This is a genomic window from Paenibacillus sp. J31P316 (genome assembly GCF_056269105.1).
Genome location: NZ_JBWDNI010000002.1, coordinates 1,171,944 through 1,198,597, shown reverse-complemented (window position 1 = coordinate 1,198,597; position 26,654 = coordinate 1,171,944). Strand labels below are relative to the sequence as shown.

The window sequence follows — 26,654 nt, the reverse complement described above, 5'->3', positions numbered from 1 at the left end:
CTATGAATGCAACGACTATTAACGGATCCAAAGGATCCAAAGAAAAATTCCGCTCCGGCTTCGTGGCGATCGTCGGCAGGCCGAACGTAGGCAAATCGACGCTGATCAATGAAGTCATCGGGCAAAAAATCGCCATTATGTCGGATAAGCCCCAAACGACGCGCAACAAGATCCATGGTGTATATACGACTGACAATTCACAGATTGTCTTCCTCGATACGCCGGGTATTCATAAGCCGACGTCCAAGCTTGGCGATTTCATGGTTAAATCGGCGATCAGCACGCTCGCCGAAGTGGATGCGGCGTTGTTCCTGATCGATGCCTCGGAAGGGCTCGGCGGCGGCGATCGCTTCATCATCGAAGCGCTCAAGAAGGTCAAGACGCCGGTATTTCTCATCATGAACAAAATCGACAAGATCGAGCCGGAAGCGCTGCTGCCGCTCATCGTTCAATATAAAGAGCTGCATGATTTCGCCGAAATCATTCCAGTCTCCGCCTTGAAAGGCAACAACGTCGATACGATGCTGAGAGTGCTCGGCGGCTATTTGCCGGAAGGCCCGCAATATTATCCGGCCGACCAAGTAACGGATCATCCGGAGCAGTTCGTCTGCGCAGAGCTTGTCCGCGAGAAGATTTTGCATCTGACGCGCGAAGAAGTGCCGCATTCGATCGCCGTAGCCATCGAGGATATGAAGGTGCAGGATAACGGCGTCGTCTATATCGGGGCAGTCATCTTCGTTGAACGCGATTCGCAGAAAGGCATCGTCATTGGCAAGCAGGGCGCATTGCTGAAGCAAGTGGGCAAGGAAGCGCGCCGCGACATCGAGACGCTGCTCGGTTCGCGCGTATTCCTTGAGCTATGGGTCAAGGTGAAGAAGGATTGGCGCAACCAGGATCGGGTGCTCAAGGATCTTGGCTTCCGCAACGACTAATGCCGCTATAACCCGAATCTGACAATAATTGAGCGGGCATAAGCTGCATCCCTTCATCGCATCCTAATCCGTGAGCAGCATTTCTGAGCGCGGAAAGGATGAATACGAATGCGAAATTTTTCGTGGAAGTATTTTACGCTGACCGGCGATGTAGAAGCTTTCTTGCTTTACAGGGAGATGGAGCAGCAAGCGGCGGCAAGCGCCGAATCTCCGGAGGAAGAAGGGGACTCGGCGGCCGAGAGCGACGGCGCTTTAACAGTGTAAGGATGGCCGTACGCTGGAGTTGGGGGAGAAGCTCATGCAGGTGCGGACAGAAGGTATCGTCATCCGCAGCACGGATTATGGGGAAGGCAACAAAATCGTGACGCTGCTTACCAATACGCACGGCAAAGCCGGCATCATCATTCGAGGTGCAAAAAAGCTTAAAAGCCGTCACGGCTCCCTTTCGCAGCTATTTACGCATGGGGAGTATCTTTTTTTCCGGAACAGCGGACTTGGGACGCTGACGCATGGTGAGATTATCGAGTCTCACCATGTTTTGCGTGAGCAGCTTGATATGACGGCCTATTCTTCTTATGCGGCGGAACTGGTAGACCGCGCATTGCAGGAAGAAGACGCAAGCGCATTTATGTTCGAACAGCTGAATGCCTGCTTGAATGCATTCGCCGAAGGCAAGGACTTATTGGTTACGACGCAAGTATTCGAGATGAAAATCCTCCAGGCGGCAGGCTACGGCCCCGAGTTCGGCGAATGCGTTTCCTGCGGCAATACGGTTGGAACGATGGCGCTCAGCGCGAACGGCGGCGGGGTATTATGCAGCCGCTGCGCCTATAAAGACGTGCACGCGATAGCGCTCAGCGATGGAGCGCTTAAGCTGCTCCGACTTTACCAGCATATGGACTTAAGGCGCCTAGGCAACATTCAAGTCAAGGACGAAACGAAGCTGCAGCTCAAAGCGGCCATGAGGCTATTAATGGATACGCTGATCGGTATTCCGCTCAAATCGCGTTCGTTCCTGGATCAGATGGATCGTTATTCGATCTGAGGACGGCTGAAGCATAGATGGCGTAGTTTGACACGAAGTCCTGAAATTGATAAGATAGGTTATTATGTGAATAAGCGATGATGGAGAAAGTAGTCGATATGCATCGTCCGTTTCAAGCGAGCCGGGGATAGTGGGAGCCCGGACGGGCCAGATCGATGAAAGGCGCTCCGGAGTTTGATGCAAGGTTAAAAGCGGGCTTTAACCGCAGGCCATGAACTTGAGTGGCTGCAGGTTTAAAGCCAAGTAGGGTGGAACCGCGGAAGCATAAGCTTTCGTCCCTATGTCTGAGACCAGACGTAGAGGCGGGAGCTTTTTTTGTGTTCTCGCTTGCTGGAAGGACATGAAGGGGATCATCATTAAAGGAGAGAAGTCGAACATGAATTTTCAAAACATGATTTTGACGCTGCAGCAGTTTTGGGCGGAACAAAATTGCATTCTTGTTCAGCCGTACGATACGGAGAAAGGCGCGGGCACGATGAATCCGATGACCTTCCTGCGTTCGATCGGACCTGAGCCATGGAATGTCGCTTACGTAGAGCCTTCGCGGCGCCCCGCGGACGGCCGTTACGGGGAGAACCCGAACCGTCTGTACCAGCATCACCAGTTTCAAGTCATCTTGAAGCCGTCGCCGGACAACATTCAGGAATTGTACCTGGAGAGCTTGAAGCGCCTCGGAATCGATCCGCTTCATCATGATATCCGCTTCGTCGAGGATAACTGGGAATCGCCGACGCTTGGCGCCTGGGGCTTGGGCTGGGAAGTGTGGCTGAACGGCATGGAAATTACGCAGTTCACGTACTTCCAGCAAGTCGGCGGTATCGATGCCAATCCGGTTGCCGTCGAAATTACATACGGCATGGAGCGGCTGGCTTCCTACATTCAAGAGAAAGAGAATGTGTTCGATCTGGAGTGGGTGGACGGCGTGACGTACGGCGACGTTTTCTTGCAGCCGGAATTCGAGCATTCCAAATATACGTTCGAAACATCCGATGCGGCGATGCTCTTCTCGCTGTTCAACATGTATGAAGAAGAAGCGAAGAAAACGATGGAGCATAAGCTCGTTTTCCCGGCTTACGATTATGTGCTGAAATGCTCCCATACGTTCAACCTCCTGGATGCGCGCGGCGCGATCAGCGTAACGGAACGTACCGGTTATATCATGCGCGTGCGTAATCTTGCGCGGGCATGCGCGGCAACGTATTTGGAAGAGCGCGAGCGTCTTGGATTCCCATTGCTGAAGAAAGGAGTGAACGTCAATGGCTAAGGATTTGCTGCTTGAGATCGGATTGGAAGAGGTACCGGCCCGTTTCGTGCGCGGAGCGATGAACCAACTGAAGGAGAAGGCTGCCAAGTGGCTGGAGACGAGCCGTATCGGACACGGTGAAATCGAAGCGTACGGCACGCCGCGCCGTATTGCAATCCTCGTTCGCGGCGTCGAAGAGAAGCAAGCCGATGTCAACGAGGAAGTAAAAGGGCCTTCACGCAAAATCGCTTTGAACGAGCAGGGCGAGTGGAGCAAAGCCGCGCTTGGTTTTGCCCGCAGTCAAGGCGTCGAACCAAGCGACTTCTTCTTCAAGGAAGTCGGCGGCGTCGAATATATCTACGCGAACAAAAGCAGCATCGGCACCGTTACGGCCGACGTGCTTCCGGAAGGCTTGACGTCGCTCATCACGTCGATGTCCTTCCCGAAAAACATGCGCTGGGGTAATTACGACCTGCGTTTCGTCCGTCCGATCAAATGGCTGGTCGCCTTGTTCGGCGAAGAGATCGTGCCGATGGAAATCACGGCCGTTCAAAGCGGCAGAACGACGCGCGGACACCGCTTCCTCGGTTCGGAGACGGACATTCCGGCACCGGCTGATTATGTATCCCGCTTGAAGGAGCAGCATGTTATCGTCAATGTGGCGGAGCGGGAATCGCTGATCGTCGGTCAGATCAACGAATTGGCCGCAGAGAAAAACTGGCATATCGCGATCAAGGAAGACTTGTTGGAAGAAGTCGTGTTCCTCGTTGAATACCCGAATGCGTTATTCGGCACATTCGATGAATCGTTCCTGAACATTCCGCAGGAAGTGCTCATCACATCGATGCGCGAGCATCAGCGCTACTTCCCGGTACTGGACGGCAACGGCAAGCTGCTGCCCTATTTCGTTACGGTGCGCAACGGCGACCGGACGTCGATCGAGAATGTCGCGAAGGGCAACGAGAAGGTGCTGCGCGCGCGTCTGTCCGACGCGAAGTTCTTCTACGCCGAAGATCAGAAGCTGGCGATCAGCGATGCACTGACGAAGCTGGAGTCGATCGTCTATCACGAGGAACTCGGCACGGTCGCGGATAAAGTCCGCCGCATCGTGGCTACGACCGGCAAATTGACTGCCGCGCTCGGTTTGGATGCGCAAGCTTCCGAGGATGCCGCACGTACGGCAGCGATCTGCAAGTTCGATCTCGTGACGCAGATGGTTTACGAGTTCCCTGAGCTTCAAGGCATCATGGGCGAAGACTACGCACGCAAAGCGGGCGAACGCGAAACGGTTGCGAAAGCGATCAACGAGCATTACCAGCCGCGGTTCGCAGGCGATCGCGCTCCGGCTTCCATCGCAGGCGCGATTGTCAGCTTGGCGGATAAAATCGATACGATCGTCGGCTGCTTCTCCATCGGCATTATTCCTACCGGTTCTCAGGATCCTTACGCGCTTCGCCGCCAAGCTGCCGGTATCGTACAGATCGTGCTTGCGCACGGCTTGAAGCTGCCGCTCGCCACGTTGTTCGATCTGGCGCTTGACGTCCACAGCGCGCGCGGATTGAAACGGAATGCTGACGAAATACGTAAAGATTTGTACGAGTTCTTGGCGCTTCGCGTGAAGAATGTACTTGCGGAGCAAAGCATCCGGTATGATGTCGTCGACGCGGTCATGGCAGTCGGATACAACGATTTGCGCCAAACGGTCGATCGTGCCGCAGCGGTTACAGCGGCCGCCGCTGGTGATCGACGCGAAGAGTTCAAGACCGTCGTGGACGCGCTTAATCGGGTGTGCAACCTTGCTTCGAAAGCCGCGTCTAATGATGTGGATCCCCAATTGTTCGCGGACGATTCCGAGGGCTCGCTTTACAGTGCATGGCAATCTGTAAGTGATCAAGTGAATGAGCTTGTCGAACAAGGCAATGCGGCTGCGGCTATCTCCAAGCTTGCGGGACTGAAGGAGCCGATCAATGCTTATTTCGACCACGTCATGGTTATGGCGGAGGACGAAGCGGTACGGAAGAACCGGCTGGCAACGTTGGCCTCGATCGCGGGAAGCGTAACGCGGGTCGCGGATTTCTCCAAGCTGGTATGGTAATCGGCAGCACGCGCTTTCGTATTCATGATGTTTAGGAGGGGATTGAAATGGCGGCAGATTCGCAGCCTGAAGTGATCATTTATGTCGTTTCCGATTCCGCCGGCGATACCGGCGAGCTGGTGGTCAGGGCTGCGGTAGCCCAATTTCATCCTATCCATACCGATATCCGCCGTGCGCCTTTCGTTCATGACGAGGCATCGCTTGAACGGTTCGTGCGGCTCGCCAAAGAGCATGACGCGATCATGCTGTATACGCTCGTGCTGCCCGGCATGCGCGAACGCATGGTCGAGTTCGCGGATAAGCACGGCGTAACGGCGATTGATCTGCTCGGTTCGCTCATCAAGAGCCTGGAGCTGAAGACGGACCGCAAGGCCCGTCAAGAGCCGGGACTCAACCATGTGCTGGACGAAAATTATTTCCGCAAGGTTGAAGCCGTGGAGTTTGCCGTCAAGTACGACGATATGCGCGACACGACCGGGATATTGAAAGCCGATATCGTGCTTGTAGGCGTGTCGCGTACCTCCAAGACGCCGCTGTCGATGTATTTGGCGCATAAGCAGTTCAAGGTCGCGAACGTGCCTTTGATTCCAGAGGTCGGTCCGCCGCCTGAATTGTTCCAAATTCCGAAGGAGAAGGTCGTCGGGCTGACGATCGACGTCAGGTACCTGAACGGCATTCGAAAGGAACGGTTGAAGGCGCTTGGCCTGCCGGACAGTGCTTCGTATGCGAAGGCGGAACGGATTGAGTTCGAGCTGCAGTATGCGGCATCCATCATGGACCGGCTCGGATGTCTAGTCATTGACGTATCGCACAAAGCAGTGGAAGAGACGGCGAGCCTCATTCTGGAGCACATCGAATCCGTTTGAGCGCAGCGGCAGGATTTTTTGGTTATTTGCCGTATATAATAGTACGGAAGTTACATGAAGATGCGGTGGTGCAAAATTGACGGCAATGCCAACGATCGTAGTCGATGCCGATGCTTGTCCGGTAAAGCGGGAAATTGTCGAAATTGCTCGGATGCATGCTGTGCCGGTTCTTATGGTAGCTTCACATGATCATCGGCTTCAGGCGGAGAACGGCGTAGCGATCATGCAGGTGGACCGGAGCGATCAATCGGTCGATTTGTATATTGCGAACCATATTCGGCGCGGGGACATCGTCGTTACGCAGGATTTCGGACTTGCGACGATCGTTATCGCCAAAGGAGCGATTGCGCTTTCTCAGAGAGGTCAGCAATACGATGACAGCAACATCGATTATTTGATGGAGCGGAGGCATGAACTGGCGAAGCGGCGCCGGGGAGGCGGAAGAACGAAAGGCCCCAAAGCGATGTCGAACGAGGATCGGGTTCGGTTTCAGCAAAAGCTGACAAAAGTTTTGGCGTCTCGGCAGGAAAATGCTGAACCGTAGCGAATAGTATTACTTGTCATTTAGGATGAAGGTGAAGTATATGGCTTACGGGAAAATACCGGATTCCGTCATTGAAGCGGTGCTGAAGCATCACGATATCGTCGAAACGGTAGGAAAGTACGTTCACCTCTCGAAACAAGGGAAATACATGAAAGGGCTTTGCCCGTTTCATTCCGAGAAGACGCCGTCTTTTACCGTCACGCCGGAAAAAGGGATCTTCTACTGCTATGGATGCGGCAAAGGCGGCAACGCCATCAAGTTCATCGAGGAAATCGAAGAATATTCGTTTCCGGAGGCCGTGCGCGTTCTAGCGGAAGAAGCCGGAATTCCGATTGCTTGGACCGGTTCGGGCGAGGGTCCGTCGAACGAAGGAAACGGAGATCGGGACAAGCTGATTCAAGCTCATGAATTGGCAGCCAAACTGTATCATTATCTGCTTATGAACACGACGCATGGACAACCGGCGCTGAAGTACTTGCGGGATCGAGGCGTTACGGACAAGCAGATCGATCAATTCCTGATCGGCTATGCACCTCCGGAATGGGATACGCTCGCGCGCTTCTTGGAGAAGCGGGAGTTCGATAATTCCCTGATGGAGAAAGGCGGGCTGTTGATCGGGAAGCAGGACAAGAGCGGGTATATCGATCGATTCAGGGACAGGGTCATGTTCCCGATATGGAACCGCGACGGTAAAGTGATTGCACTGGCCGGCAGGATGCTCGGTGAAGGACAACCGAAATATTTGAATTCGCCGGAAACGATGCTGTTTAACAAAAGTCGGAATTTGTATAACTTTCATCATGCAAGGGCGGCGCTGCGCAAGAGCAGGCGTGTTGTATTGTTCGAAGGCTATATGGATGTCATCAAGGCTTGGAGTGCGGGAGTGACGAATGGCGTCGCCTCCATGGGAACGTCATTGACCGAGGAGCATGCGGCGTTATTGCAGCGTAATGCAGACGATGCGGTGCTGTGCTACGACGGCGATAATGCGGGACAAGCCGCTGCGCTCAAGACGATACCGATTTTGGAGAAAGCGGGGCTGCGCGTACAAGTAGCCATGCTGCCTAGAGGCATGGATCCGGATGAATTTATCGAACAGAACGGTGCGCATACGTTCATGCGGGAAATTATCGAACATCCGGTTTCTGCAACAAAATTTAAATTACTATATGCAAAGAAAAACCATATACTCCTAGAAGAAGAGGGACAGAAAAATTACTTGCTTGAAGCCGTGCGCATTATTGCCGTGCTGGATTCACCGACAGAGCGGGAATTTTATTTGAAAGAGCTGTCCCGGGAGTTCGATATGTCCTTGGATTCGCTGAAGCAGGACTGTTTTGCGCAGCGCCAGCAGCTTCAAAAAATGAAACCGCAAAGGGATAATAACGACAATTCGTGGAATAATGGTAGGAATGAAAACCGTGAAAACCGTCGTACATCCTCTGCACCGCCCGTATTACCCGCTTATCAGGTAGCCGAGCGCAAGCTGCTTGCGCAAATGCTGCAAAGCGCGGATGTCGCGAACACGGTGCATCGGAAGCTTGGAGAAGCTTTTCATGTAGAGGATCACGCAGCGCTTGCTGCTTACTTATACGCTTATTATGCGCAAGGCCATGATCCGGATGTTAGCCGGTTTGTAGCGTCGCTTCAGGATGACCGTCTTGAACGGGCGGCCGCCTCCATTCTCATGATGGACGATGACATGCCTTTCGACGAGCAATTGCTCGACGATTACGTGAATGAAATCGTGAAAGTGCCTAAGCTCCGAGAGGTCGAACAGAAAAAAGAAGCCATGGTACGGGCGGAGCGCTCAGGCGACATGCTGAAAGCGGCACAAATTGCAAGTGAGATTATAGCCCTAGAGAGACAGCTGAAAGGTCGGTAGGATGATCGTTCTAGGGAGGAGGGAGTCGGAATATGGCGAATGATCAACATACTGAATTGGATACTGAACAAAGGCTGGAACTCGTCAAAGAACAGCTGATTGAACATGGGAAGAAAAGATCCTCCTTAACCTACAAAGAAATCATGGAGAAGCTTTCGCCGTTCGATCAGGATCCGGAACAAATCGATGAGTTCTTCGAACAGCTTGACGATATCGGAATTGAAGTGGTGAACGAGAACGATGATCTTCCGATTGGCAACAGGGATGATCAAGAACGCGAACAAGACGACTTCAACTTCGACGATGACTTGGCACTCCCGCCAGGCATTAAAATAAACGATCCGGTTCGGATGTACTTGAAGGAAATCGGCCGCGTCCCGTTGTTGTCGGCAGATGACGAAGTGGAACTGGCGAAGCGGATCGAGAACGGCGACGAAGAAGCCAAACGCCGGCTTGCTGAAGCTAACCTTCGGCTCGTTGTAAGTATCGCGAAGCGCTACGTAGGCCGCGGTATGCTGTTCTTGGATTTGATTCAAGAGGGCAACATGGGCTTGATCAAAGCCGTCGAGAAGTTCGACCATACGAAGGGCTACAAATTCAGTACGTACGCAACTTGGTGGATCAGACAAGCGATCACCCGTGCGATCGCGGACCAAGCGCGTACGATCCGAATCCCGGTCCATATGGTTGAAACGATCAACAAGCTCGTTCGGGTCTCCCGTCAATTGCTTCAAGAGCTGGGCCGCGAGCCGAGCCCGGAAGAGATTGCGGCAGAGATGGATCTGAGTACCGAGAAGGTTCGGGAAATTATGAAGATCGCGCAGGAGCCGGTTTCGCTGGAAACGCCAATCGGGGAAGAAGACGATTCGCATCTGGGCGACTTTATCGAGGATCAGGAAGCACTCGCTCCGGCGGATGCCGCGGCTTACGAGCTCCTGAAGGAACAGTTGGAGGACGTGCTGGATACGCTCACCGAGCGTGAAGAAAACGTGCTGCGACTGCGTTTCGGACTCGATGACGGCCGTACCCGCACCTTGGAGGAAGTCGGCAAAGTGTTCGGCGTTACTCGCGAACGGATTCGGCAAATCGAAGCGAAGGCACTTCGCAAGCTTCGTCACCCTTCCCGCAGCAAGCGATTGAAAGATTTTCTTGAATAACAATCCGGGACCTTTCTGCGCGAGCAGCAAGGTCTTTTTTGGAAGTTCGAAGCCTTACCGCCGATATTTCTTACAGCAAGTCATTATCATGCGCCAAGAAAGGGACAACGGGCTGTTATGGATCAGGAGCGCCGAAAGACGATTGTTAAAGAAATCGAGCATTGGGAACGATCGAAGCTGCTTCCAGAGCAATACTGCGACTTCCTGCTAAACCTGTATCTGGAGGAAGGGGAGACCCGGGCTCCGGCAACATTCGCAGGCAGGGCAGCGATTGTGGTGAAGGGAGCATCAGCGAAACAATGGCTCCTTACATTTGGAATTTTTTCCTTGATTTGTTTTGTTGTTCTTTATTTTAACGTTTTTCATCCGCTATTGCAAATGGCCGTGTCGGTGACGGGCGTCTATCTGCTGTTGCTTCTAGGTCATAAGTACCGATCTAAAAATGAGTCGATGGGACTAGGTTTGATCGGAGCAGGAATGCTGCTCATGCTTGGCGCAGGATTGTACATACTAGGGCTGCATGATTTGAGCGAATGGGGCTGGAAAGCAGGTCTGTTGTCGTTTTGCGCGCTCGTATGGGTAGCCTTCGGCATCGGCGCGAGGATTCCGCTGCTTCATTTGTGCGGGTGGCTGGCATCCTTCCTCGTGTATGCCTGGCTGCTGTCGAATAATACGGATGAGCCGGAATGGTATCAAATTCAGCTGTATTGGCTGCCCCTTTCGTTCGTATTCGGCTGGTCCAGCTGGTTCGTTCAACGGTGGACCAAATCATCGGCATCGATATTGTTCATTGCGGGTGCTGCGGCCTGGTTCATGCCCGAGCTGTACACGGCCATGTTCAATGACGGTGCGGCCGAATTGCAATTGGAGCTTATTGTCAAAATAATTGCGGGAGGCATCTTGCTCTTCTCGCTTCGAAAACAATGGATTGCGTGGGTTGCTTGAAATGATAAAGCTGTCAAAACGATTACAAACGATTGCGGACTGCGTAACGGCAGGCGCGCGCGCGGCGGATATCGGTTCCGACCATGCCCTGCTGCCGGTGTATCTGCTTCAGTCCGGCAAATGTCCTTCAGCGATCGCTGGAGAGTTGAATTACGGTCCCTATCAGGCGGCTAGGAAACAGATTGCCGAGGCGGGACTTACGAAGGTCATCGAAGCTAGACAAGGGAATGGTTTAGGCGTGCTTGCGCCACGTGAGGCGGATACGGTCACGATTGCGGGGATGGGCGGAGCCTTGATGGCGGACATCCTCGAAACGGGACGGCTGGCGGGTAAGCTGGAAGGCGTCCGGGAACTGGTGCTGCAGCCGAACGTAGGCGAAGAGATCGTGCGTAAATGGTTGACGCAGCATGGATACGTACTCCAAAGCGAGACGCTTCTGGAAGAAGACGGGAAGATGTACGAGGTGCTTCATGCGCTTCGCGCGGCGGACAGTCCAGTCGACATCACGAACGAGCGTCTGTACGACCCTTCGTTCCTCCCGGCTGCTATGGAACCCGGGTTGAAGCAAGAGTGGCTCTATCGCATGGGTCCTTATTTGCTGCGTCAACGCGCGGAGCTCCTGCCTAACAAATGGCGGCACGAGATGAGGAAGCTTGAACGGATTTGCAAACAAATGGCGCAATCCGAGCTTCCCGAATCACGTGAGAAAGAGGCGCTGCTGCGCGGCGAGATCAACGCGATCGAGGAGGTACTGTCATGTTTGCAAACGGTCAAACCGTCGTCCAGCTGCTAGAACAGCTGGCTCCGAAGCATATCGCGATGGAGAACGACAAAATCGGTCTGCAGCTGGGCACGCTTCAAAAGGAGATCACGAAGGTGCTGGTGGCGCTTGACGTTACGCCTGAGGTAGTCGATGAAGCGATCGCCATTGGGGCCGAGCTGATCGTTGCGCACCATGCTATCATCTACCGGCCGCTGGCCAAGCTGGATACGTCGACGCCTGCCGGCAAGCTGTACGAGAAGCTCATTAAGAACGATATCGCGGTTTATATCGCGCACACCAATCTCGACGTTGCGGACGGCGGCATCAATGATTGGATGGCTGACATGCTGGGCGTCCCTGCGGAAGGACGTTCTTCGCTTGAGGATGTGCACACCGATAAGCTGTATAAGCTGGTCGTGTTCGTCCCCGAAGCGCATCACGAAAAGGTGCTGCAGTCGATCTGGAATGCCGGAGCCGGTCAAATCGGCGGCTACAGCCATTGCAGCTTCAACATCGAGGGCGTCGGCACGTTCAAACCGGGCGAGGAAGCCAAGCCATTCATTGGCGAAGCCGGCCGCCTGGAGCGCGTTCGCGAAGTCCGGGTAGAGACGATCGTGCCGCACAGCGCGCATCGGAAGGTCGTCCAAGCGATGCTGAAGGCGCATCCGTACGAGGAAGTGGCGTACGATCTGTATCCTGTCGAGCTGAAGGGCCGCGTATTCGGCTTGGGTCGGGTCGGCAAGCTGCCTGCGCCGATTACATTAGGGGAGCTCGCAGCGAGGGCTAAGTCAGCCTTCGATGTGCCTGCCCTTCGGTTAGTCGGAGATCCTGAGCGGTCTGTCCGCAAGATTGCCGTGCTCGGCGGGGCTGGGTCCAGGTATATTCGCCATGCGTCCTTCGCAGGCGCAGACGTGCTTGTGACGGGGGATATCGATTATCATACGGCGCATGACGCCTTGGCTGCCGGTCTGTCGATTATCGATCCCGGCCATAATATCGAGAAACTGATGAAGCCGCGGCTCGCAGATTGGCTGCGCCAAGAGCTGCAGCAGCGCAGCTACGCGACGGAAGCTATTCCGTCGCAAATCAATACGGAACCGTTCCGATTCCTGTAGAGGAAACGGAGGGAATCTTTCCGGCTTGAGCTTTGTCTCTTTTCTTAGTATACTGATGACTACACGGAAAGTTTGACAGACAATCGCTGGCGGCCTCGTTGCCGCGAGAGGAAAGTCCGGGCTCCGAAGGGCAGGATGCTGGATAACGTCCAGTCGGCGCGAGCCGAAGGATAGTGCCACAGAAATGGACCGCCGATGGCCGCGCTTCGCGCGCGGCACAGGCAAGGGTGGAACCGTGGTGTAAGAGACCACGAGGACCGTTGGTGACAACGGTGCTGGTAAACCCCATCTGGAGCAAGACCGAGAGAACGCAGCAGCTTCGCGCTGCACCCTTGCCCGGGGAGCGTTCGGGTGTGTCGCTGGAGCCGGTCAGCAATGGCAGGCCTAGATAGATGATTGTCGCTTCACAAGTGGAAGGGTAGTTCCCGTTATACCACGCGAAGTACAGAACCCGGCTTACGGCAAGCTTTCCATATGCTCAAATAACCCGCAAGGCTTATGCCTTGCGGGTTATTTCGTCTATGGCGTCATGAGCGACTATTAGCGGAGCTAGCCCGGCTAGAAGGCATCAGTTGAGCCGGCAGGGGCTTAGCTGTATTTGCGGGCGATCTGCGCCAAGCGCCGCTCCACCTGCTGCGGGAACTGCTGCAGCGAGACCTTCGTTTGACGGGCGGCCATCAGCGCTTTGTCGATATCGATTTGCCCGTATCCAAAATAATTGTCTTTGCCTTTATTGCCGAGGTCCTTCGCTGATTGACGGATAATATCCATCACCTCGGTATTTTTGAGGTCCGGATTGATGGAGCGGATCAGCCCCGCCAGCGCCGCGACATGCGGACTGGCCATCGAAGTGCCGGAGAGTGCGGCGTACTGGCTGCCGGGGTACGTGCTCGCGATGCTCATCCCAGGGGCCGCCACGTCGATGTAATTGCCGTAATTGGAGAACGGGGAACGCGTGCTGTCCGCATTGGTGGATGCGACCGCCAGCACCTCCGGATACGCCGCTGGATAGCCCGGGCGTTCCGTATTGTCATTGCCGCTGGCTGCGACCAGCACGACATCCTTGTCATACGCGTATTTGATGGCGTCGTGAAGGAACTGGGCTTCGGCATAATTGCCGAGACTCATGTTGATGACTTTAATGCCATGGTCCGCCGCCCAAATGATGCCTTCCGCGACGGAATAGGTGGATCCGGCGCCGCTCGAGTCCAGCACCTTGACGGGAACGATTTTGTTGTACCATGTGATGCCTGCCACGCCTTCGCCGTTGTTGACGGAAGCCGCGATAATACCGGATACATGCGTCCCGTGTCCGACGTCGTCGTCGGGCGGGCTCGTGTCGTCGACCAAATTGGTGCCTTTTTCAAGCTTGCCGATCAAATCCGGATGATCGGCCTGCACGCCCGTATCCAGTACGCCGATCAGCACTTGATCGCTGCCCTTGGAGAGGTTCCAGCCTTTCTCCGCCTCGATGACGGGAAGATTCCATTGGTACTGGGAGTAGAGCGCGTCGTTCGGCGTGATGTCCGTATCCGAATTCGAATTCGCAACGGAATCCGTGCCCACGTTGCCAGTAACGGAGCCATGTCCAGATTTTTTTTGAGTTTCGGTTCCGGTTCGAGCATCATTGGTCATATACAAATAATGAGGCTCCGCATAGACGACGTTCCGGCTGCGTTGGAAATATCTCATCATATCGTCGGCTTCCATAACCCGCGAGCGGAAAACATACGTATAACCGAGCTTTCTCGTCGAAAGCGCGCTAATATCCCGCTGAATGCGAGCTATTTCGTCGGCGGAAGGCTGCACCTTGAATCTGACCACGACTTCGTTGAGATGGTAATGGCTGGCGTTCCCGTTCTGCTCGCCGTTGTTGACCGTAATGTCGGTCGTGGAATTCGGTTTGACCGATTCGATCTTGTATTTGCCTTCCGCCGGATACGGAACGAGACGGAGATTACGGCGCTGATGATCTTGCACCTTCATGACGATATCCTGCAGCAGCACGCCGACGATCCCGTCGCCTTTATGCTTCTTATCCGCCTCTCCGATCACCATATAACGGTGACCATTCGCTTGAAGAGGGGAGGAGGCAAAATCTGTACCAGCCATAACCTGCTTCTTCGCTTGGCTGACCAACGCATTCAGTTTATCGGAGGCAGGCTTATCCCCTTGCGCAATGCTGCCGCCTTGATGATGCCACCAGACATAGACCATCTGCTTATGCATCTTCATCATATGCTGCAGATGCTGCTTGTTCATCGGCGCTGCTGCCTCGTGACGAATCAGCTTTTCAAAGTTGCGCGAGCACTCCGTCGTGCAGAGCAGCGCGGTTGCATCCATGTCCGATTTCACGGCAGCCAGCTTCATCTGGCGTTCCTGATGCGCCGTCATCGTGCTCATTTGCTTCGTATTCTTATTCGTCTCGCCCGGTGCGCGACCGCTGAACCATGGGGTGAGCGGTATCAACAAAGCGATCGCGGCCAGCACCGCGAACCAGCCGATCCATTTACGTCGAGTCATATCGTATTTTCCTCCCTGAATTGACGCCTGCAAGCGCGATGACAGTGAGCTCCGCGCCTCGCCATTAAGCCTTAGGGTAACGTCCGCCGGGGGAAAATATACGGTCTTCCGGTTGAAACGACAGTACCATCTGTTTCATATTTGTGGTACGATGTTGATGATTTAAGTATTGTTCGCGATGATGAAAGGGGATCTACCAATCATGCCTTCGACTAACGTAAAAGCGATTAGCGAATCAACAAGGGAAAAATTGAAGCTAGCCATCAGCCAACTGGAATCGTTTCTGAACGAAAATGCTCTTCCGCAGCTCACTGCCGAGGACCAAGGAAACGAATCGGAGCTTTTCTATAAAGGATTGCTGTCTGATCTCCGCCACATGCTGGTTTTTTCCGAAGTAGCGTACGAGAAGCTGGGCGTTGCGCTAAGACGGCCTAATTTCGATACGGATTTCGCGGAACGCGCGCTTTACGAAGTCTACCACCAATGCGTTAATGCATTTTTCTATCCGAAGAACGAATGCTATTCCGAAGACGGCCGTTATGCTTACACGGGACAAGATGCTATCCGTTTCCGCAAGAAGCCGGTTCGTACGGGACGCGACATCGTATTGTCCGTTTCGAAAGTTTTCGAGGAGCTGCGCGACGACCTTTCGTACTACGAGAGCGACTACATGACGCAGCGCCGCATGCAAGGACAAAAATAAGGCAGACATAACTCACCCCCGGTACGGGCAACTTGATACCGGGGGTGATTTTTATGCCGAATAGCGTAAGCTGCAGCGTTGCAAACTGCTCTTTCTGGGGCGAAGGAAATCAATGCGGCGCCGACAAAATCATGGTCGACATCGACCGTCATGCCAACGTCGACTTTGATGCCGAATTCGCCGAAGAACATTTCGGGCACGACCATCAGGACAAAGCCGATAACAGTGCGTCCACTTGCTGTCAAACCTTTAAACCAAAGGAGTGAAGCCGCATGGAACGCGAAAACCACGGTCACGAAAGGTTCGAGCATAGTCCGCACGACGACACGGCGACAGGCCCGTTGTACCACCCCGATATGAGGGCGTACAACGAGGAAGCAGCGGCGGAAATTGCCGTTCCGAACGCCTCGATGCGCGATTATTATCCGGACCGTCAGACAACCAGGTTGACGAATCAAGTCGTTCGGGAAACCAAATCGGCTGGCGTGGCAACAGGCTGGGCAGCACTTGTTTTGGCCGTCTTGTCTTGGATTGTTTGGCCGGTGGTGCTTGGCGCGACTGCCGTCGTCGTCGGCTTCATCGCTTATTGGCAAGGAGCGCGCGGTCTGGGCATAACGTCCATTGCGCTTGGCATGATCGCCGTTCTCGCTTATCTGGTCCTTGTCCCTTTTTATTATGCGATAACCTAAGAACCGGCCGGCTGGGGATATTCCCTGGCCGGTTTTTTACGATTCCTGCTCCTGCATGGGACTATCGGCTCATTGGCGCGAAATCGCGGTTCGATGTAAAATAGTGTTAATCTTTGTCGAATAAAAGCAGAAGACGGTGGGGGTAACTTACGACATGAGCATTGATCCGCGGATTATGAAATCGCTGCTGCAGCTGCAAATGCTGCCGAGCCTGGACTTGAACGGCAACGAAAACGTATTGTCCACCACAACGGGAGCAGACGGTTCCTCGATGTTCGATACGCTGCTTCAACAATACATGGCCGGCGGTTCAGGCGGTGTTTCCACAACGGACGATCTCTCTACATATGCCAATTTAATGCCTGCGAATGGCTTGAGCTCGCTCGCTCCGATGCTGAGCAGCTTGAATGCGCAGCTTGATTCGGGCACCGGCAATACAGCCGATTACGATGCATGGATCGATCAAGCGGCGGCGAAGTACGGTATCGATCCGACCTTGATCAAAGCGGTCATCCATACGGAATCCGGCTATGACGCGAACGCGCAGTCTTCTTCCGGCGCCAAAGGGCTGATGCAGCTTATGGATGGCACCGCGCGCAGCCTGGGCGTGGCGAATTCATTCGATCCGCAGCAGAATATCGAAGGCGGCACGAAGTTTCTCTCTTATTTGATGCGCAAATACGGCGGCAATGAAGAAGCGGCCTTGGCGGCTTACAATGCCGGTCCCGGCAGAGTGGACCGGGCGGGCATCCAAACGGACAGCGATTTCCGGTCGCTGATGAGCCGTCTGCCTGACGAGACGCAGCGTTATGTAACGAAGGTATTGAACGCAAAGTCGGGCTATTCGGCGTAGAGCCGAGTCTCGAGTCTAGATGCCAGTTTACAGGAAGATCGCGGAGAAGGCTTTTGCGGCAAGGATATGCCGCAAAAGCCTTCTTTCGTTGATCTTTTTCTTTTATATGCGATACTAGTAGGAAACGCGTTTTGAAAGGAATACTTGAACATGCACTACTTCGATCATTGCGCATCCTCGCCGCCGCATGAAGAAGTCATCCGCACGATGACCGAAATCATGGCGAAGCATTATGCGAATCCATCCTCGCTTCATCGCGGCGGACAAGAGGCCGGACATTTGCTGGAACGGGCCAGAATGGTCGTTGCGGGCTTATTTCCCGGCACTGCAGCGGCTGATTGGCTCTTCACGTCGGGGGGGACGGAGAGTAATAATATGGCGATTGTCGGCGCAGCCCGCAGCTTGGGGCGCAAAGGCAAACATCTGATTACTTCCGCCATCGAGCATCCTTCCGTATACGATACATGCAAGCAACTGGAACGGGAAGGCTGGACGGTGACATACTTGCCAGCCAACGAAGAGGGAATCGTATCCGCCGACGACGTGGAAGGAGCGTTGACGGAGCAGACGACGCTCGTCAGCATCATGCACGTGAACAACGAGACCGGGACGATTCAGTCCGTTGCGGATATAGGCAGCCGTCTGAAGAGCCGCGGCAACATCATTTTTCATGTGGACGGGGTGCAGAGCGTCGGTAAAGTGAAGGTCGATCTCGAAGGCAGCCGGATCGATCTCTTCTCGGCTTCTGCTCACAAGCTGGGCGGGCCGAGAGGAGCCGGCCTGCTCTATGTCCGTCCGGGGCTCCAGCTTGCGCCCGTGTATCAGGGTGGCGGCCAAGAACGGAACCTTCGTCCGGGCACGGAGAACGTTCCGGCGATCGTGGCGGCGGCCAAGGCATTTCGGCTCGCGGTTGAGAGCCAGTCGGAGAGGGAGACACGCATGTACGCGCTGCGAGCGCGTCTGCTGGCTTGTATCTCGGCGATCCCTGAGCTCGTATTGAACGGCAGTTCGGACGTCACGGTCGGCGGCAGGGCCGCGCCAAACATCGTTAATTTCTCATACCCCGGCATGAAGCCCGAGGTTATTGTTCATATGCTCGAGAAACACCGGATATTGGCATCCACCAAATCGGCCTGTTCTTCGAAAAGCGATGAGCCCAGCCGTGTGCTGCTCGCGATGGGATTATCCAGAGACCGAGCAGCAAGCGGCATCCGCATCAGCTTCGGGGACGAGCACGGAGAGGCCGAGCTTGAATGGCTGTGCGGCATGCTCCGCAAAGTCGTGCACAAATTAAAACCGCTGGAACGAAAAGAGGGATAACGGCATGAATCCGGATATGATTTTGCTTCGATTCGGGGAATTCACAGTGAAAGGCAAGAACCGGGATAAGTTCGACAAACGAATCACGGAGCAAGTGAGGAAAGCACTGGCAGACTATACGCGCGCCGAAATCGTCAGGGCGTATGGCAGAATTTATGTTACCTTGAACGGCGAGCCCTATGAGGAGATGGCGGTGAAGCTGAAGTCGATCTTCGGCATCGCTTCCTTCAGCCCCATTCTCCGTGCGCCAAGCGAGCTGGAGGCCATTCGAAACGCTGCGCTCGCTGTCATGCAGGCACTTCCGAAGCAGCCGGAGACGTTCAAGGTATCCGTTCGCCGCGTCGATAAAGCTTTTCCGCATGATTCGCAAGAAATGAACCATTTGGTCGGCGGACATGTGCTCCGCGAACTGCCGGGCCTTAAGGTTAACGTCCGCGAGCCGGAGGTCGAGCTCCGCGTCGAGATTCAGCCGGAAGGCACCTATGTCTTCAATAGCGTCGTACCGGGCGCGGGCGGCTATCCGTACGGCACGAACGGCAAGGCGCTGCTCTTGCTGTCGGGCGGCATAGACAGTCCCGTTGCCGGGTACCTCGCGATGCGGCAGGGTTTGGAACTGGAAGCGGTCCATTACCACAGTTACCCGTTCACGAGCGAGAAGGCAACGGAGAAGGTCATCGAGCTGGTTCGCAGGCTGGTGCATTTCACGGGCAGCTCCGTTAAGCTGCATCTGGTTTCGTTTACCGATATTCAAACGGCCATCGCGCAATGCAACCATGATTCGCTCATCATCACGCTGATGCGCCGATCCATGCTTCGCATCGCGGAGCAGATCGCAGGGCAGCGGGAAGCGATGGGGCTTGTGACAGGCGACAGTCTAGGACAAGTGGCCAGCCAAACGCTCGGCAGCATGAACGTTATCGGCCGTACGACGGAGCTTCCGCTGCTGCGGCCGCTCATAACGATGGACAAGAACGAGATCATCCGCATTGCCAGGCAAATCGGGACGTTCGAAACGTCGATCCTGCCGTATGAGGACTGCTGCACCTTATTCGTACCGAAGAATCCGACGACGAATCCGAACTTGAGCATTGTCGAGAAAGCCGAAGCGAGCATTGGCAACCTGGATGAGATGATTCATCAGGCGGTTCTGACGGTGGAGACGATGACGATAACCCCTGAGATTCGATCGGCAGCGGAATCGGCGGGCCAAGACGATTGGTTTTAAGGATGGAGTAAATAGGAAGTGAGAGTTAAAGAATTCAAGTATAAGGAACAGCTGGGAATAGAAGGAGTTGTCCGCGAATCATCTGCTCATGATGACTTCGCTGGCAGCTTCTTTTTTGCATATACAGACGGAACGCAGCAACAATAAGGTTTGACAGCCGGGCGATTTTCAAGGTATATTAAACACTGTTTAAAACAACGTTTAAATCAATGTTTAAATCATCGTTTAAGTGGATGTTTAAGCATGGATCAACGTTTCCGATCGGAGTGATTCCCTCGACAAAAGAAAAAATTCTTGCCGCAACCTTGGAATTGATTAAAGCCGAAGGGCTCGAAGGGGTAACGATCCGCAAAATTGCCAGCATAGCTGAAGCAAACGTAGCGCTCGTCAATTATTATTTTGGCTCGAAGGAGAAGCTAATCAGTGAAACGCTCAAGCTGCAGCTTACTTCGTTTCGGGCAGCCTTCTCTGCATTCGACGAAACTGAATTGCCTCCGCTTGCGCGATTGAAGAATTTCATGCTTTCGTACACGAACTCGCTTCAAGAGCATCCCGAGCTGATCAAACGCCTGCTTGGCCAAGAGCATTTTTTCGAATCGCAAACGGAATATGCCGAGTTTCTCAAAAGTCAGGGGTTCGAGAAGCTGAGAGCCGTGCTGACGGAAATCATCGGTCCGTCCAGCAGGCAAACGACGATGCTCATCATGCAGCAAATGTTCGCGGCGATTCTGTCGCCCATCATCAAGGGCACTTTCGCGCACAAGCAAAAAGCGATGGAAGCGGGAGATCTGCTGATCAGCGCGTCCGTCGAGGAACAAATCGATTTTTTTCTGGATCATTATTTTTACAAATATACCGCTCGCAGAGCAGAAAGCTGAGGCATCTATGTCCGCTCGACCTCCAGCGCAACTACCCGCAAATGGCGGCGATAATTTCTCGATGAAAGTCATTCTTCCACCGCTGATGGCCATTATCGTAGGCATGATCATGGTTATTCTAGACAGCACGGTCGTCAACAATGCCATTCCGAAGTTAGTCGAATATTTCGACACCGATTTGAAAACCATCCAATGGACGGTTACCGGATATACACTGGCCCTGTCTGCAGTCATTCCGCTTGCCGGCTGGCTGACGGATAAATTCGGTTCCAAGCAGATATTCCTGGTGACCATTACGTTGTTTACCCTCGGATCCGTTCTGTGCGGAGTAGCGCAGACCCCGGAGCAGCTGATCATTTTCCGCGTGCTTCAAGGCTTGGGCGGAGGAATGGTTTCCCCGATCGGGATGGCGATGGTATTCAAGCTTGCGCCGCCGGAGCGCCGCGGTTCCATCATGGGCGTGCTCGGCATTCCTATGCTGATGGCGCCGGCTTTCGGGCCGGTTCTGTCCGGATGGCTGGTCGATTCCGTCAGCTGGCATTGGATCTTCATCATCAATTTGCCTATCGGCATCATCGCATTTTTCCTTGGCGTTAAATTTTTACCTCGATCCGACCGTCAAACTGCGCCTCACTTGGACGTCATCGGCATGTGCCTGGCGCCAATTGCTTTCGCCATGCTGGCATACGGAGTAAGCGAAGGCGGCACGAGCTGGACTTCGACATCGACGCTGACCGGTCTTATCGTAGGCGGGGTCGCTTTAATCATCTTCATTTTTGTCGAGCTAGGCCAGAAGCAGCCGCTGCTGGAGCTTAAAGTATTCAAATCGTCCGACTTTACGCGCAGCATCATTCTGACTTGGATCGTACAGCTCGCGTTGTTCGGCGCCATGCTGATCGTGCCGCTCTATCTTCAAGGCGTCAAAGGCTATTCGGCCCTGGACACGGGATGGATTCTCATGCCGCAGGCGATATGCGCAGGGATCGGCATGCCGATCAGCGGCAGACTCTTCGATAAAATCGGTGCGCGGCCGCTTGCTTTCGCCGGTCTTGCCGTCGTTTCCGCAGCTTTGTTCATTCTGTCGGGCGTTACGGTCGACACGAGCTTATGGCTAATTATCGTAGCTATCTGCATGATGGGTCTTGGCATGGGCTTCTCCATGATGCCGCTGAACACGCATGTGCTGAATTCGGCTCCAAGGCGGCTGGTAAGCCGCGTAACGCCGCTTACGACGGCAGCGCAACAGGTTGTCGTATCGTTCGCCGTTGCCGGTCTCACGGGCTATCTGACCTCTCAAATCACATCTCATGCCGCAGGAGCGGGCGAAGGAGCGAATCCGCTGACGGCGGTCGTAGCCGGTTACGGCGATACGTTCTTCCTGTCCGCCTGCATTGCGACCGTAGGCGTATTGCTTTCCTTGATTCTTCGCAAACCTCGGTTGAAAGAAGAAGATAAATTAGCCGGCGGGGATGCACCGGATCCGGCCATGATGATGGGACACTAAAGAGTTAAGCGGCATTAAGCTGCTCTTGGCTCGACAGTTGTTGCATTACAATCGCAAGCCAAACAAAAGATCGCCTTCCGCAATCGGGAAGGCGATCTTTTGTTTGGATATGAATGGCATGGCCGCTTAAAGGGATTCGCTGCCGGTTTCGACTTGGACCGATCTGCCGCGTCTGAGGTTCTTGCGCAGACCGAAAGCTACGACGGCGATTACGACCAAAATCATGAACGACCATTCGAAAGCCGGACTTGCGTCGAATAGTTCCTCCAGCCGTTTCTCGTGGGTAATCATCTTCGCGGCGGTATAAGCGATGACCGCGGAACCGATATAGACAATCCATGGATAACTCGATATGACCTTGATGAATACTGTGCTGCCCCATACGACGATGGGAATGCTGATGATGAGACCAAGGACGACGAGGAGGATATTGCCGTGTCCGGCGCCGGCGACGGCGATGACATTATCGATCCCCATGGCCGCGTCGGCGATGATGATGGTCCGAACGGACTGCCATAGCGTACCGCCGGCTTGGACATCGTCATGCGCGTCCGAATCGACCAGCAATTTATAAGCAATCCACAGCAGCAGGACACCGCCTGCCACCATCAGCCAAGGCACCTGGAGCAGGTAGACGACCAGCACGGTTGCGACGGCTCGGATGGCGACGGCCCCGACTGTTCCCCAGATGACCGCTTTTTTCTGCTGCTCTTTCGGCAGCTTTCTGGCAGCTAGCCCGATAACGATTGCGTTGTCTCCGGCAAGGATCAAGTCGATGAAGACGATCGTCGCGAGTGCCGTGAAAAATTCAAGTGAGAAGAAGTCCATTTTGTTTCAACACCCTTTCTGCTTGCGATAGCTAACACCTCATACGAGCCCGGAGGCGAAAGGATTCAAAAAAAATCGCAAACATAAGCTGTCCATTTGGAACATACCGTTCATAGACGGGAGCTTTCTTTACGCGGAGCGCACTTTCCACCATCCTCCCTGGAAACTATTTCAAAAGGAAGAAACCAGCTTCGTCCTCGATCAGGACGGGCTATAGCCGTTTCTTCGCAGGAGGCGGACAAATTGGACAGCTTGATCGTGTTTATTCAAATCATGGTTATCAATGTGCTCTTAAGCGGTGATAACGCCGTCGTCATAGCGCTTGCAAGCCAGCAGCTGCCGCCCGCGCAGCGGCGCAAGGCCGTTCTCTGGGGGGCCGTTGCAGCCGTTGGTCTGCGCTGTGCGCTCACGCTGGTTGCCTTATCGCTGCTGCAGGTTCCGTACCTCCAGGCCGGCGGAAGCATATTGTTATTCTGGATTGCCGTGAAGCTCATCATGGACGCGTCGAATCATGCCCAAGAATTTCATGCCATGCGCAAGGTCAGCTCGCTCGCGGGAGCGGTCCGCACGATCGTCATCGCGGATTTTATCATGAGCCTCGACAATGTGCTGGCGATTGCAGCCGTAGCGCAAGGAGAACCCGTTCTTATCCTGCTTGGAATCCTGCTCAGCATCCCGATGATTGTATGGGGCAGCCAGCTGCTCAGCGATATGCTTCGTAAATTTCCTTCCCTGGTCTATATCGGCGGAGGCCTGCTTGGTTACGCATCCGGAGAGATGCTCGTCCACGACCCGGCTATCCACCGGCTGCTGGCCGAGAATGCGGCCGTAATGATCAAAGCGCTGCCCGTCTTATTCGTTCCATTCGTCATAATTGTGGCACTCTTGCGCATCAAAAAATGAAATAACCTATTATTTTCAGTAATTTGCAGTACTTTCACTGGTTTTTTGCCTTCCGTTCCATTACACTAGTAAATGTTAAAAAAGTGTCGAGAGAAAGGAACTTAGGCATGTCGAAAAATCAATACACCGTCGGACTTCTCTTTTTGGTCGCCGGCGCTGTGATTTTACTCGGAAAATTGGGGCTGTTTGCGTTTATCGGCACAAACTTCTGGCCACTCTTTCTGTTGATACCCGGCATTTTGCTGCACGTGCTGTTTTTCGGACGATTGCTGCCTCCATACGTATTGGTCCCTGGAGCGATTTTGACGATTAACGCCTTTATTTTTTTCTTTTGTATGGCACTCGGCTGGAACAACATGCAGTACGTATGGCCGTTTATGATTTTAAGCGTCGCAGCCGGATTGTACGAATATCATCTTTTCGACACGTACCGTCCGAGATTTCCGCTAACGCTTGCCATCGTATTGGCGCTTGCGGCGGTATGCCTGTTCCTGATCATGCTGGTATGGGGCTGGGGGTTATACATCATAGCTGTCTTGCTGATCGCGGCGGGTGCATGGCTTGTGCTGGGACGGAAGGCCCGCTGGTAAGGTTGCAATGGATTGGCACGGTTTATGAAGCTTGGTGTTAAACAGACTATAAATAAAAAGTGGAGTGGATAACTTACAATGCAAGCCAGAGAGAACATCAGAAACATCGCCATCATCGCGCACGTTGACCATGGTAAAACAACGCTAGTCGATAAACTGCTTCAACAATCGGGCACGTACCGCGATAACGAAACGGTGCAAGAGCGCGCAATGGATTCCAATGATTTGGAACGGGAACGCGGTATTACCATTTTGGCCAAAAACACGGCGGTTAACTATAAGGACTACCTGATCAACATCGTGGATACCCCTGGACACGCCGACTTCGGCGGAGAAGTGGAGCGGATCATGAAAATGGTCGACGGCGTGCTGCTTGTGGTCGATGCCTTCGAAGGCTGTATGCCGCAAACGAAATTCGTACTCCGTAAAGCGCTCGAGAGCCAATTGACGCCGATCGTCGTCCTGAACAAGATCGACCGTCCGAACGCAAGTCCGGAGCAAGTCGTCGATGAAGTGCTGGATCTGTTCATCGAGCTAGGCGCGAACGACGAACAGCTGGAATTCCCTGTCGTTTACGCTTCCGCGCTTATGGGTACGGCAAGCATGAACGTGGAGAAGCAAGACGAGAACATGCAGGCGCTGTACGAGACGATCGTCGAGCATATCCCTGCGCCGACGGAGAGCATCGAAGAACCGCTGCAATTCCTCGTTACGCTGCTTGATTATAACGAATATCTCGGCCGAATTGCGGTTGGACGCGTTAACCGCGGCAAAATCCGCCAAGGTCAATCCGTCGCGGTCATCAATCGCGAAGGCATCACGAAGCAAGCGCGCATCGAGAAGCTGTTCGGTTTCCAAGGCTTGAAGCGCGTCGAGGTTGAAGAAGCCGGCGCAGGCGACATCGTAGCCATCGCGGGTATCCGGGAGATCAATATCGGCGAGACGATCGCCGATCCGGCCAATCCGGAGGCGCTGCCGGTTCTGAAGATCGACGAGCCGACGCTGCAAATGACGTTCCTCGTCAACAACAGCCCGTTCGCGGGCCGCGAAGGCAAATGGGTAACGTCCCGTAAGCTGCGTGAGCGTTTGTTCAAAGAATTGGAAACCGACGTTGCGCTGCGCGTCGAAGAAACCGAGAGCCCGGATGCCTTTATCGTATCCGGACGCGGAGAGCTTCACCTGGGCATTCTGATCGAGAATATGCGCCGTGAAGGCTTCGAGCTTCAAGTATCCAAACCGGAAGTTATCGTGAAAGAAATCGACGGCGTGAAATGCGAGCCTTACGAGCGCCTGCTTATCGACGTACCCGAAGAAAACATGGGTGCGGTAATGGAGAGCTTGGGATCGCGCAAAGCCGAAATGGTCAACATGGTCAACAACGGCAACGGTCAAGTCCGTATCGAGTTTATCATTCCTGCGCGCGGCCTGATCGGCTACCGCACGAACTTCCTGACGCTCACGCGCGGCTACGGCATCATGAACCATGCCTTCGACAACTACGGACCGCTTGCAGGATCTTCCGTCGGCGGACGTCATCAAGGCGTATTGATTTCCAGCGAGACTGGCGTAACGACATTCTATGGCATGCTCGGCGTGGAAGACCGCGGCTTGCTGTTCCTGGAACCGGCAACTGACGTATACGAGGGCATGATTGTTGGCGAGCACAACCGCGACAGCGACATCATCGTCAACATTTGCAAAGAAAAGGCGCTGACGAACGTTCGTTCCGCGGGTAAAGACGACACTGTCCGTCTGAAAACGCCGGTGCTGTTCTCCTTGGAGCAGGCGCTGGAATACTTGAACGACGATGAATACTGCGAAGTAACGCCAAAATCGATCCGCCTGCGCAAGAAGCTCTTGAATAAGAGCGAGCGCGAACGTGCGGAGAAACAACGCAAAACCGCCCAAGCAGGCGTATAATTTAAGGCAAGTTTAGAATCGCCACAGCTTTGACGGAGGCAGGGCAGCGGATTTCCTATATGGAGATCGGTTGCCCTGCCGTTTGCGTCAGGCGCTTCAATATGCTATTTATAGAAGAGGAATAGAAG

25 protein-coding genes and 1 other RNA gene are annotated in these 26,654 nt (G+C 54.0%); 24 read left to right on the top strand and 2 right to left on the bottom strand.

The annotated features are described in order from the left end of the window. The first annotated feature begins 2 nt into the window (after positions 1-2). From era to rnpB, 13 genes are all read left to right on the top strand, one after another. The gene (gene era, locus AC0YNU_RS11040; RefSeq protein WP_475756130.1) at positions 3-932 is read left to right on the top strand and encodes a GTPase Era; all 930 of its coding nucleotides are present in this window, start codon (positions 3-5) and stop codon (positions 930-932) included. 108 nt (positions 933-1,040) lie between these two features. Next, on the top strand, positions 1,041-1,196 hold the full coding sequence (locus AC0YNU_RS11035; protein ID WP_161703106.1) for a YqzL family protein: 156 nt from the start codon (positions 1,041-1,043) through the stop codon (positions 1,194-1,196). A 34-nt stretch (positions 1,197-1,230) separates the two neighbouring features. After that, a complete protein-coding gene (gene recO / locus AC0YNU_RS11030; RefSeq protein WP_475756127.1) occupies positions 1,231-1,977 on the top strand; it encodes a DNA repair protein RecO in 747 nt (248 codons plus the stop codon). Positions 1,978-2,353: 376 nt separating this feature from the next. After that, entirely contained in the window at positions 2,354-3,241 is an 888-nt protein-coding gene (gene glyQ, locus AC0YNU_RS11025; protein ID WP_162639151.1) for a glycine--tRNA ligase subunit alpha, read from the top strand. Then, the gene (gene glyS, locus AC0YNU_RS11020; RefSeq protein WP_475756125.1) at positions 3,234-5,315 is read left to right on the top strand and encodes a glycine--tRNA ligase subunit beta; all 2,082 of its coding nucleotides are present in this window, start codon (positions 3,234-3,236) and stop codon (positions 5,313-5,315) included. Before glyQ ends, glyS begins: the two co-directional genes overlap by 8 nt. Before the next feature lie 47 nt (positions 5,316-5,362). Further along, positions 5,363-6,181, top strand: a complete 819-nt coding sequence (locus tag AC0YNU_RS11015) for a pyruvate, water dikinase regulatory protein (RefSeq protein WP_475756122.1) — start codon at positions 5,363-5,365, stop codon at positions 6,179-6,181. Between the two features lie 85 nt (positions 6,182-6,266). Further along, complete coding sequence (locus tag AC0YNU_RS11010) at positions 6,267-6,725, top strand: YaiI/YqxD family protein (protein ID WP_475756275.1); 459 nt, start codon at positions 6,267-6,269, stop codon at positions 6,723-6,725. 40 nt (positions 6,726-6,765) lie between these two features. Continuing rightward, on the top strand, positions 6,766-8,610 hold the full coding sequence (dnaG, locus tag AC0YNU_RS11005; RefSeq protein ID WP_475756121.1) for a DNA primase: 1,845 nt from the start codon (positions 6,766-6,768) through the stop codon (positions 8,608-8,610). 32 nt (positions 8,611-8,642) lie between these two features. Continuing rightward, positions 8,643-9,767: an RNA polymerase sigma factor RpoD gene (gene rpoD / locus AC0YNU_RS11000; RefSeq protein WP_161703094.1), complete on the top strand. Its 1,125-nt coding sequence runs from the start codon at positions 8,643-8,645 to the stop codon at positions 9,765-9,767. Positions 9,768-10,229: 462 nt separating this feature from the next. Further along, a complete protein-coding gene (locus AC0YNU_RS10995; RefSeq protein ID WP_475756120.1) occupies positions 10,230-10,712 on the top strand; it encodes a hypothetical protein in 483 nt (160 codons plus the stop codon). A 1-nt stretch (position 10,713) separates the two neighbouring features. Next, a complete protein-coding gene (locus AC0YNU_RS10990) occupies positions 10,714-11,505 on the top strand; it encodes a tRNA (adenine(22)-N(1))-methyltransferase (protein ID WP_475756118.1) in 792 nt (263 codons plus the stop codon). Then, a complete protein-coding gene (locus AC0YNU_RS10985; protein ID WP_475756116.1) occupies positions 11,469-12,590 on the top strand; it encodes a Nif3-like dinuclear metal center hexameric protein in 1,122 nt (373 codons plus the stop codon). Before AC0YNU_RS10990 ends, AC0YNU_RS10985 begins: the two co-directional genes overlap by 37 nt. 67 nt (positions 12,591-12,657) lie before the next feature. Then, an RNA gene (rnpB, locus tag AC0YNU_RS10980) (RNase P RNA component class A) lies at positions 12,658-13,064 on the top strand. Positions 13,065-13,178: 114 nt separating this feature from the next. On the opposite strand, the gene AC0YNU_RS10975 is transcribed toward rnpB, so the two are convergent. After that, complete coding sequence (locus AC0YNU_RS10975; protein ID WP_475756114.1) at positions 13,179-15,113, bottom strand: S8 family peptidase; 1,935 nt, start codon at positions 15,111-15,113, stop codon at positions 13,179-13,181. Between the two features lie 202 nt (positions 15,114-15,315). Here AC0YNU_RS10975 and AC0YNU_RS10970 point away from each other — a divergent pair, with 202 nt between their 5' ends. The 8 genes from AC0YNU_RS10970 (at position 15,316) to AC0YNU_RS10935 (ending at position 22,285) form a co-directional block, all read left to right on the top strand. Then, positions 15,316-15,816 (top strand): YpuI family protein, encoded by a 501-nt coding sequence (locus AC0YNU_RS10970; protein WP_161703083.1) that lies wholly within the window; start codon positions 15,316-15,318, stop codon positions 15,814-15,816. 53 nt (positions 15,817-15,869) lie between these two features. Then, positions 15,870-16,082 carry a DUF1540 domain-containing protein gene (locus AC0YNU_RS10965; RefSeq protein WP_475756111.1) on the top strand — a complete coding sequence of 71 codons (213 nt, stop codon included), beginning with the start codon at positions 15,870-15,872 and terminating at the stop codon, positions 16,080-16,082. A gap of 6 nt (positions 16,083-16,088) precedes the next feature. Next, positions 16,089-16,505: a hypothetical protein gene (locus AC0YNU_RS10960; RefSeq protein ID WP_475756109.1), complete on the top strand. Its 417-nt coding sequence runs from the start codon at positions 16,089-16,091 to the stop codon at positions 16,503-16,505. Positions 16,506-16,659: 154 nt separating this feature from the next. Then, complete coding sequence (locus AC0YNU_RS10955) at positions 16,660-17,358, top strand: lytic transglycosylase domain-containing protein (protein WP_475756107.1); 699 nt, start codon at positions 16,660-16,662, stop codon at positions 17,356-17,358. Between the two features lie 150 nt (positions 17,359-17,508). Next, positions 17,509-18,678 carry a cysteine desulfurase family protein gene (locus AC0YNU_RS10950; protein ID WP_475756105.1) on the top strand — a complete coding sequence of 390 codons (1,170 nt, stop codon included), beginning with the start codon at positions 17,509-17,511 and terminating at the stop codon, positions 18,676-18,678. Between the two features lie 4 nt (positions 18,679-18,682). Further along, complete coding sequence (gene thiI, locus AC0YNU_RS10945; RefSeq protein ID WP_475756103.1) at positions 18,683-19,903, top strand: tRNA uracil 4-sulfurtransferase ThiI; 1,221 nt, start codon at positions 18,683-18,685, stop codon at positions 19,901-19,903. 209 nt (positions 19,904-20,112) lie between these two features. After that, a complete protein-coding gene (locus tag AC0YNU_RS10940; RefSeq protein WP_475756100.1) occupies positions 20,113-20,781 on the top strand; it encodes a TetR/AcrR family transcriptional regulator in 669 nt (222 codons plus the stop codon). 61 nt (positions 20,782-20,842) lie between these two features. After that, the gene (locus AC0YNU_RS10935; protein WP_475756098.1) at positions 20,843-22,285 is read left to right on the top strand and encodes an MDR family MFS transporter; all 1,443 of its coding nucleotides are present in this window, start codon (positions 20,843-20,845) and stop codon (positions 22,283-22,285) included. A gap of 126 nt (positions 22,286-22,411) precedes the next feature. Here the strand turns inward: AC0YNU_RS10935 and AC0YNU_RS10930 are convergent, their stop codons facing one another. Continuing rightward, positions 22,412-23,113, bottom strand: a complete 702-nt coding sequence (locus AC0YNU_RS10930; RefSeq protein WP_475756096.1) for a TerC family protein — start codon at positions 23,111-23,113, stop codon at positions 22,412-22,414. Positions 23,114-23,356: 243 nt separating this feature from the next. On the opposite strand from AC0YNU_RS10930, the gene AC0YNU_RS10925 reads away from it, so the two are divergent. The 3 genes from AC0YNU_RS10925 to typA all read left to right on the top strand — a co-directional run bounded on the left by AC0YNU_RS10925 (position 23,357) and on the right by typA (position 26,526). After that, complete coding sequence (locus AC0YNU_RS10925) at positions 23,357-24,016, top strand: TerC family protein (RefSeq protein WP_475756094.1); 660 nt, start codon at positions 23,357-23,359, stop codon at positions 24,014-24,016. Between the two features lie 107 nt (positions 24,017-24,123). Then, on the top strand, positions 24,124-24,606 hold the full coding sequence (locus tag AC0YNU_RS10920; RefSeq protein ID WP_475756093.1) for a hypothetical protein: 483 nt from the start codon (positions 24,124-24,126) through the stop codon (positions 24,604-24,606). 78 nt (positions 24,607-24,684) lie between these two features. Next, positions 24,685-26,526 (top strand): translational GTPase TypA, encoded by a 1,842-nt coding sequence (gene typA, locus AC0YNU_RS10915; protein WP_475756091.1) that lies wholly within the window; start codon positions 24,685-24,687, stop codon positions 26,524-26,526. The last annotated feature ends 128 nt before the right edge of the window (positions 26,527-26,654 follow it).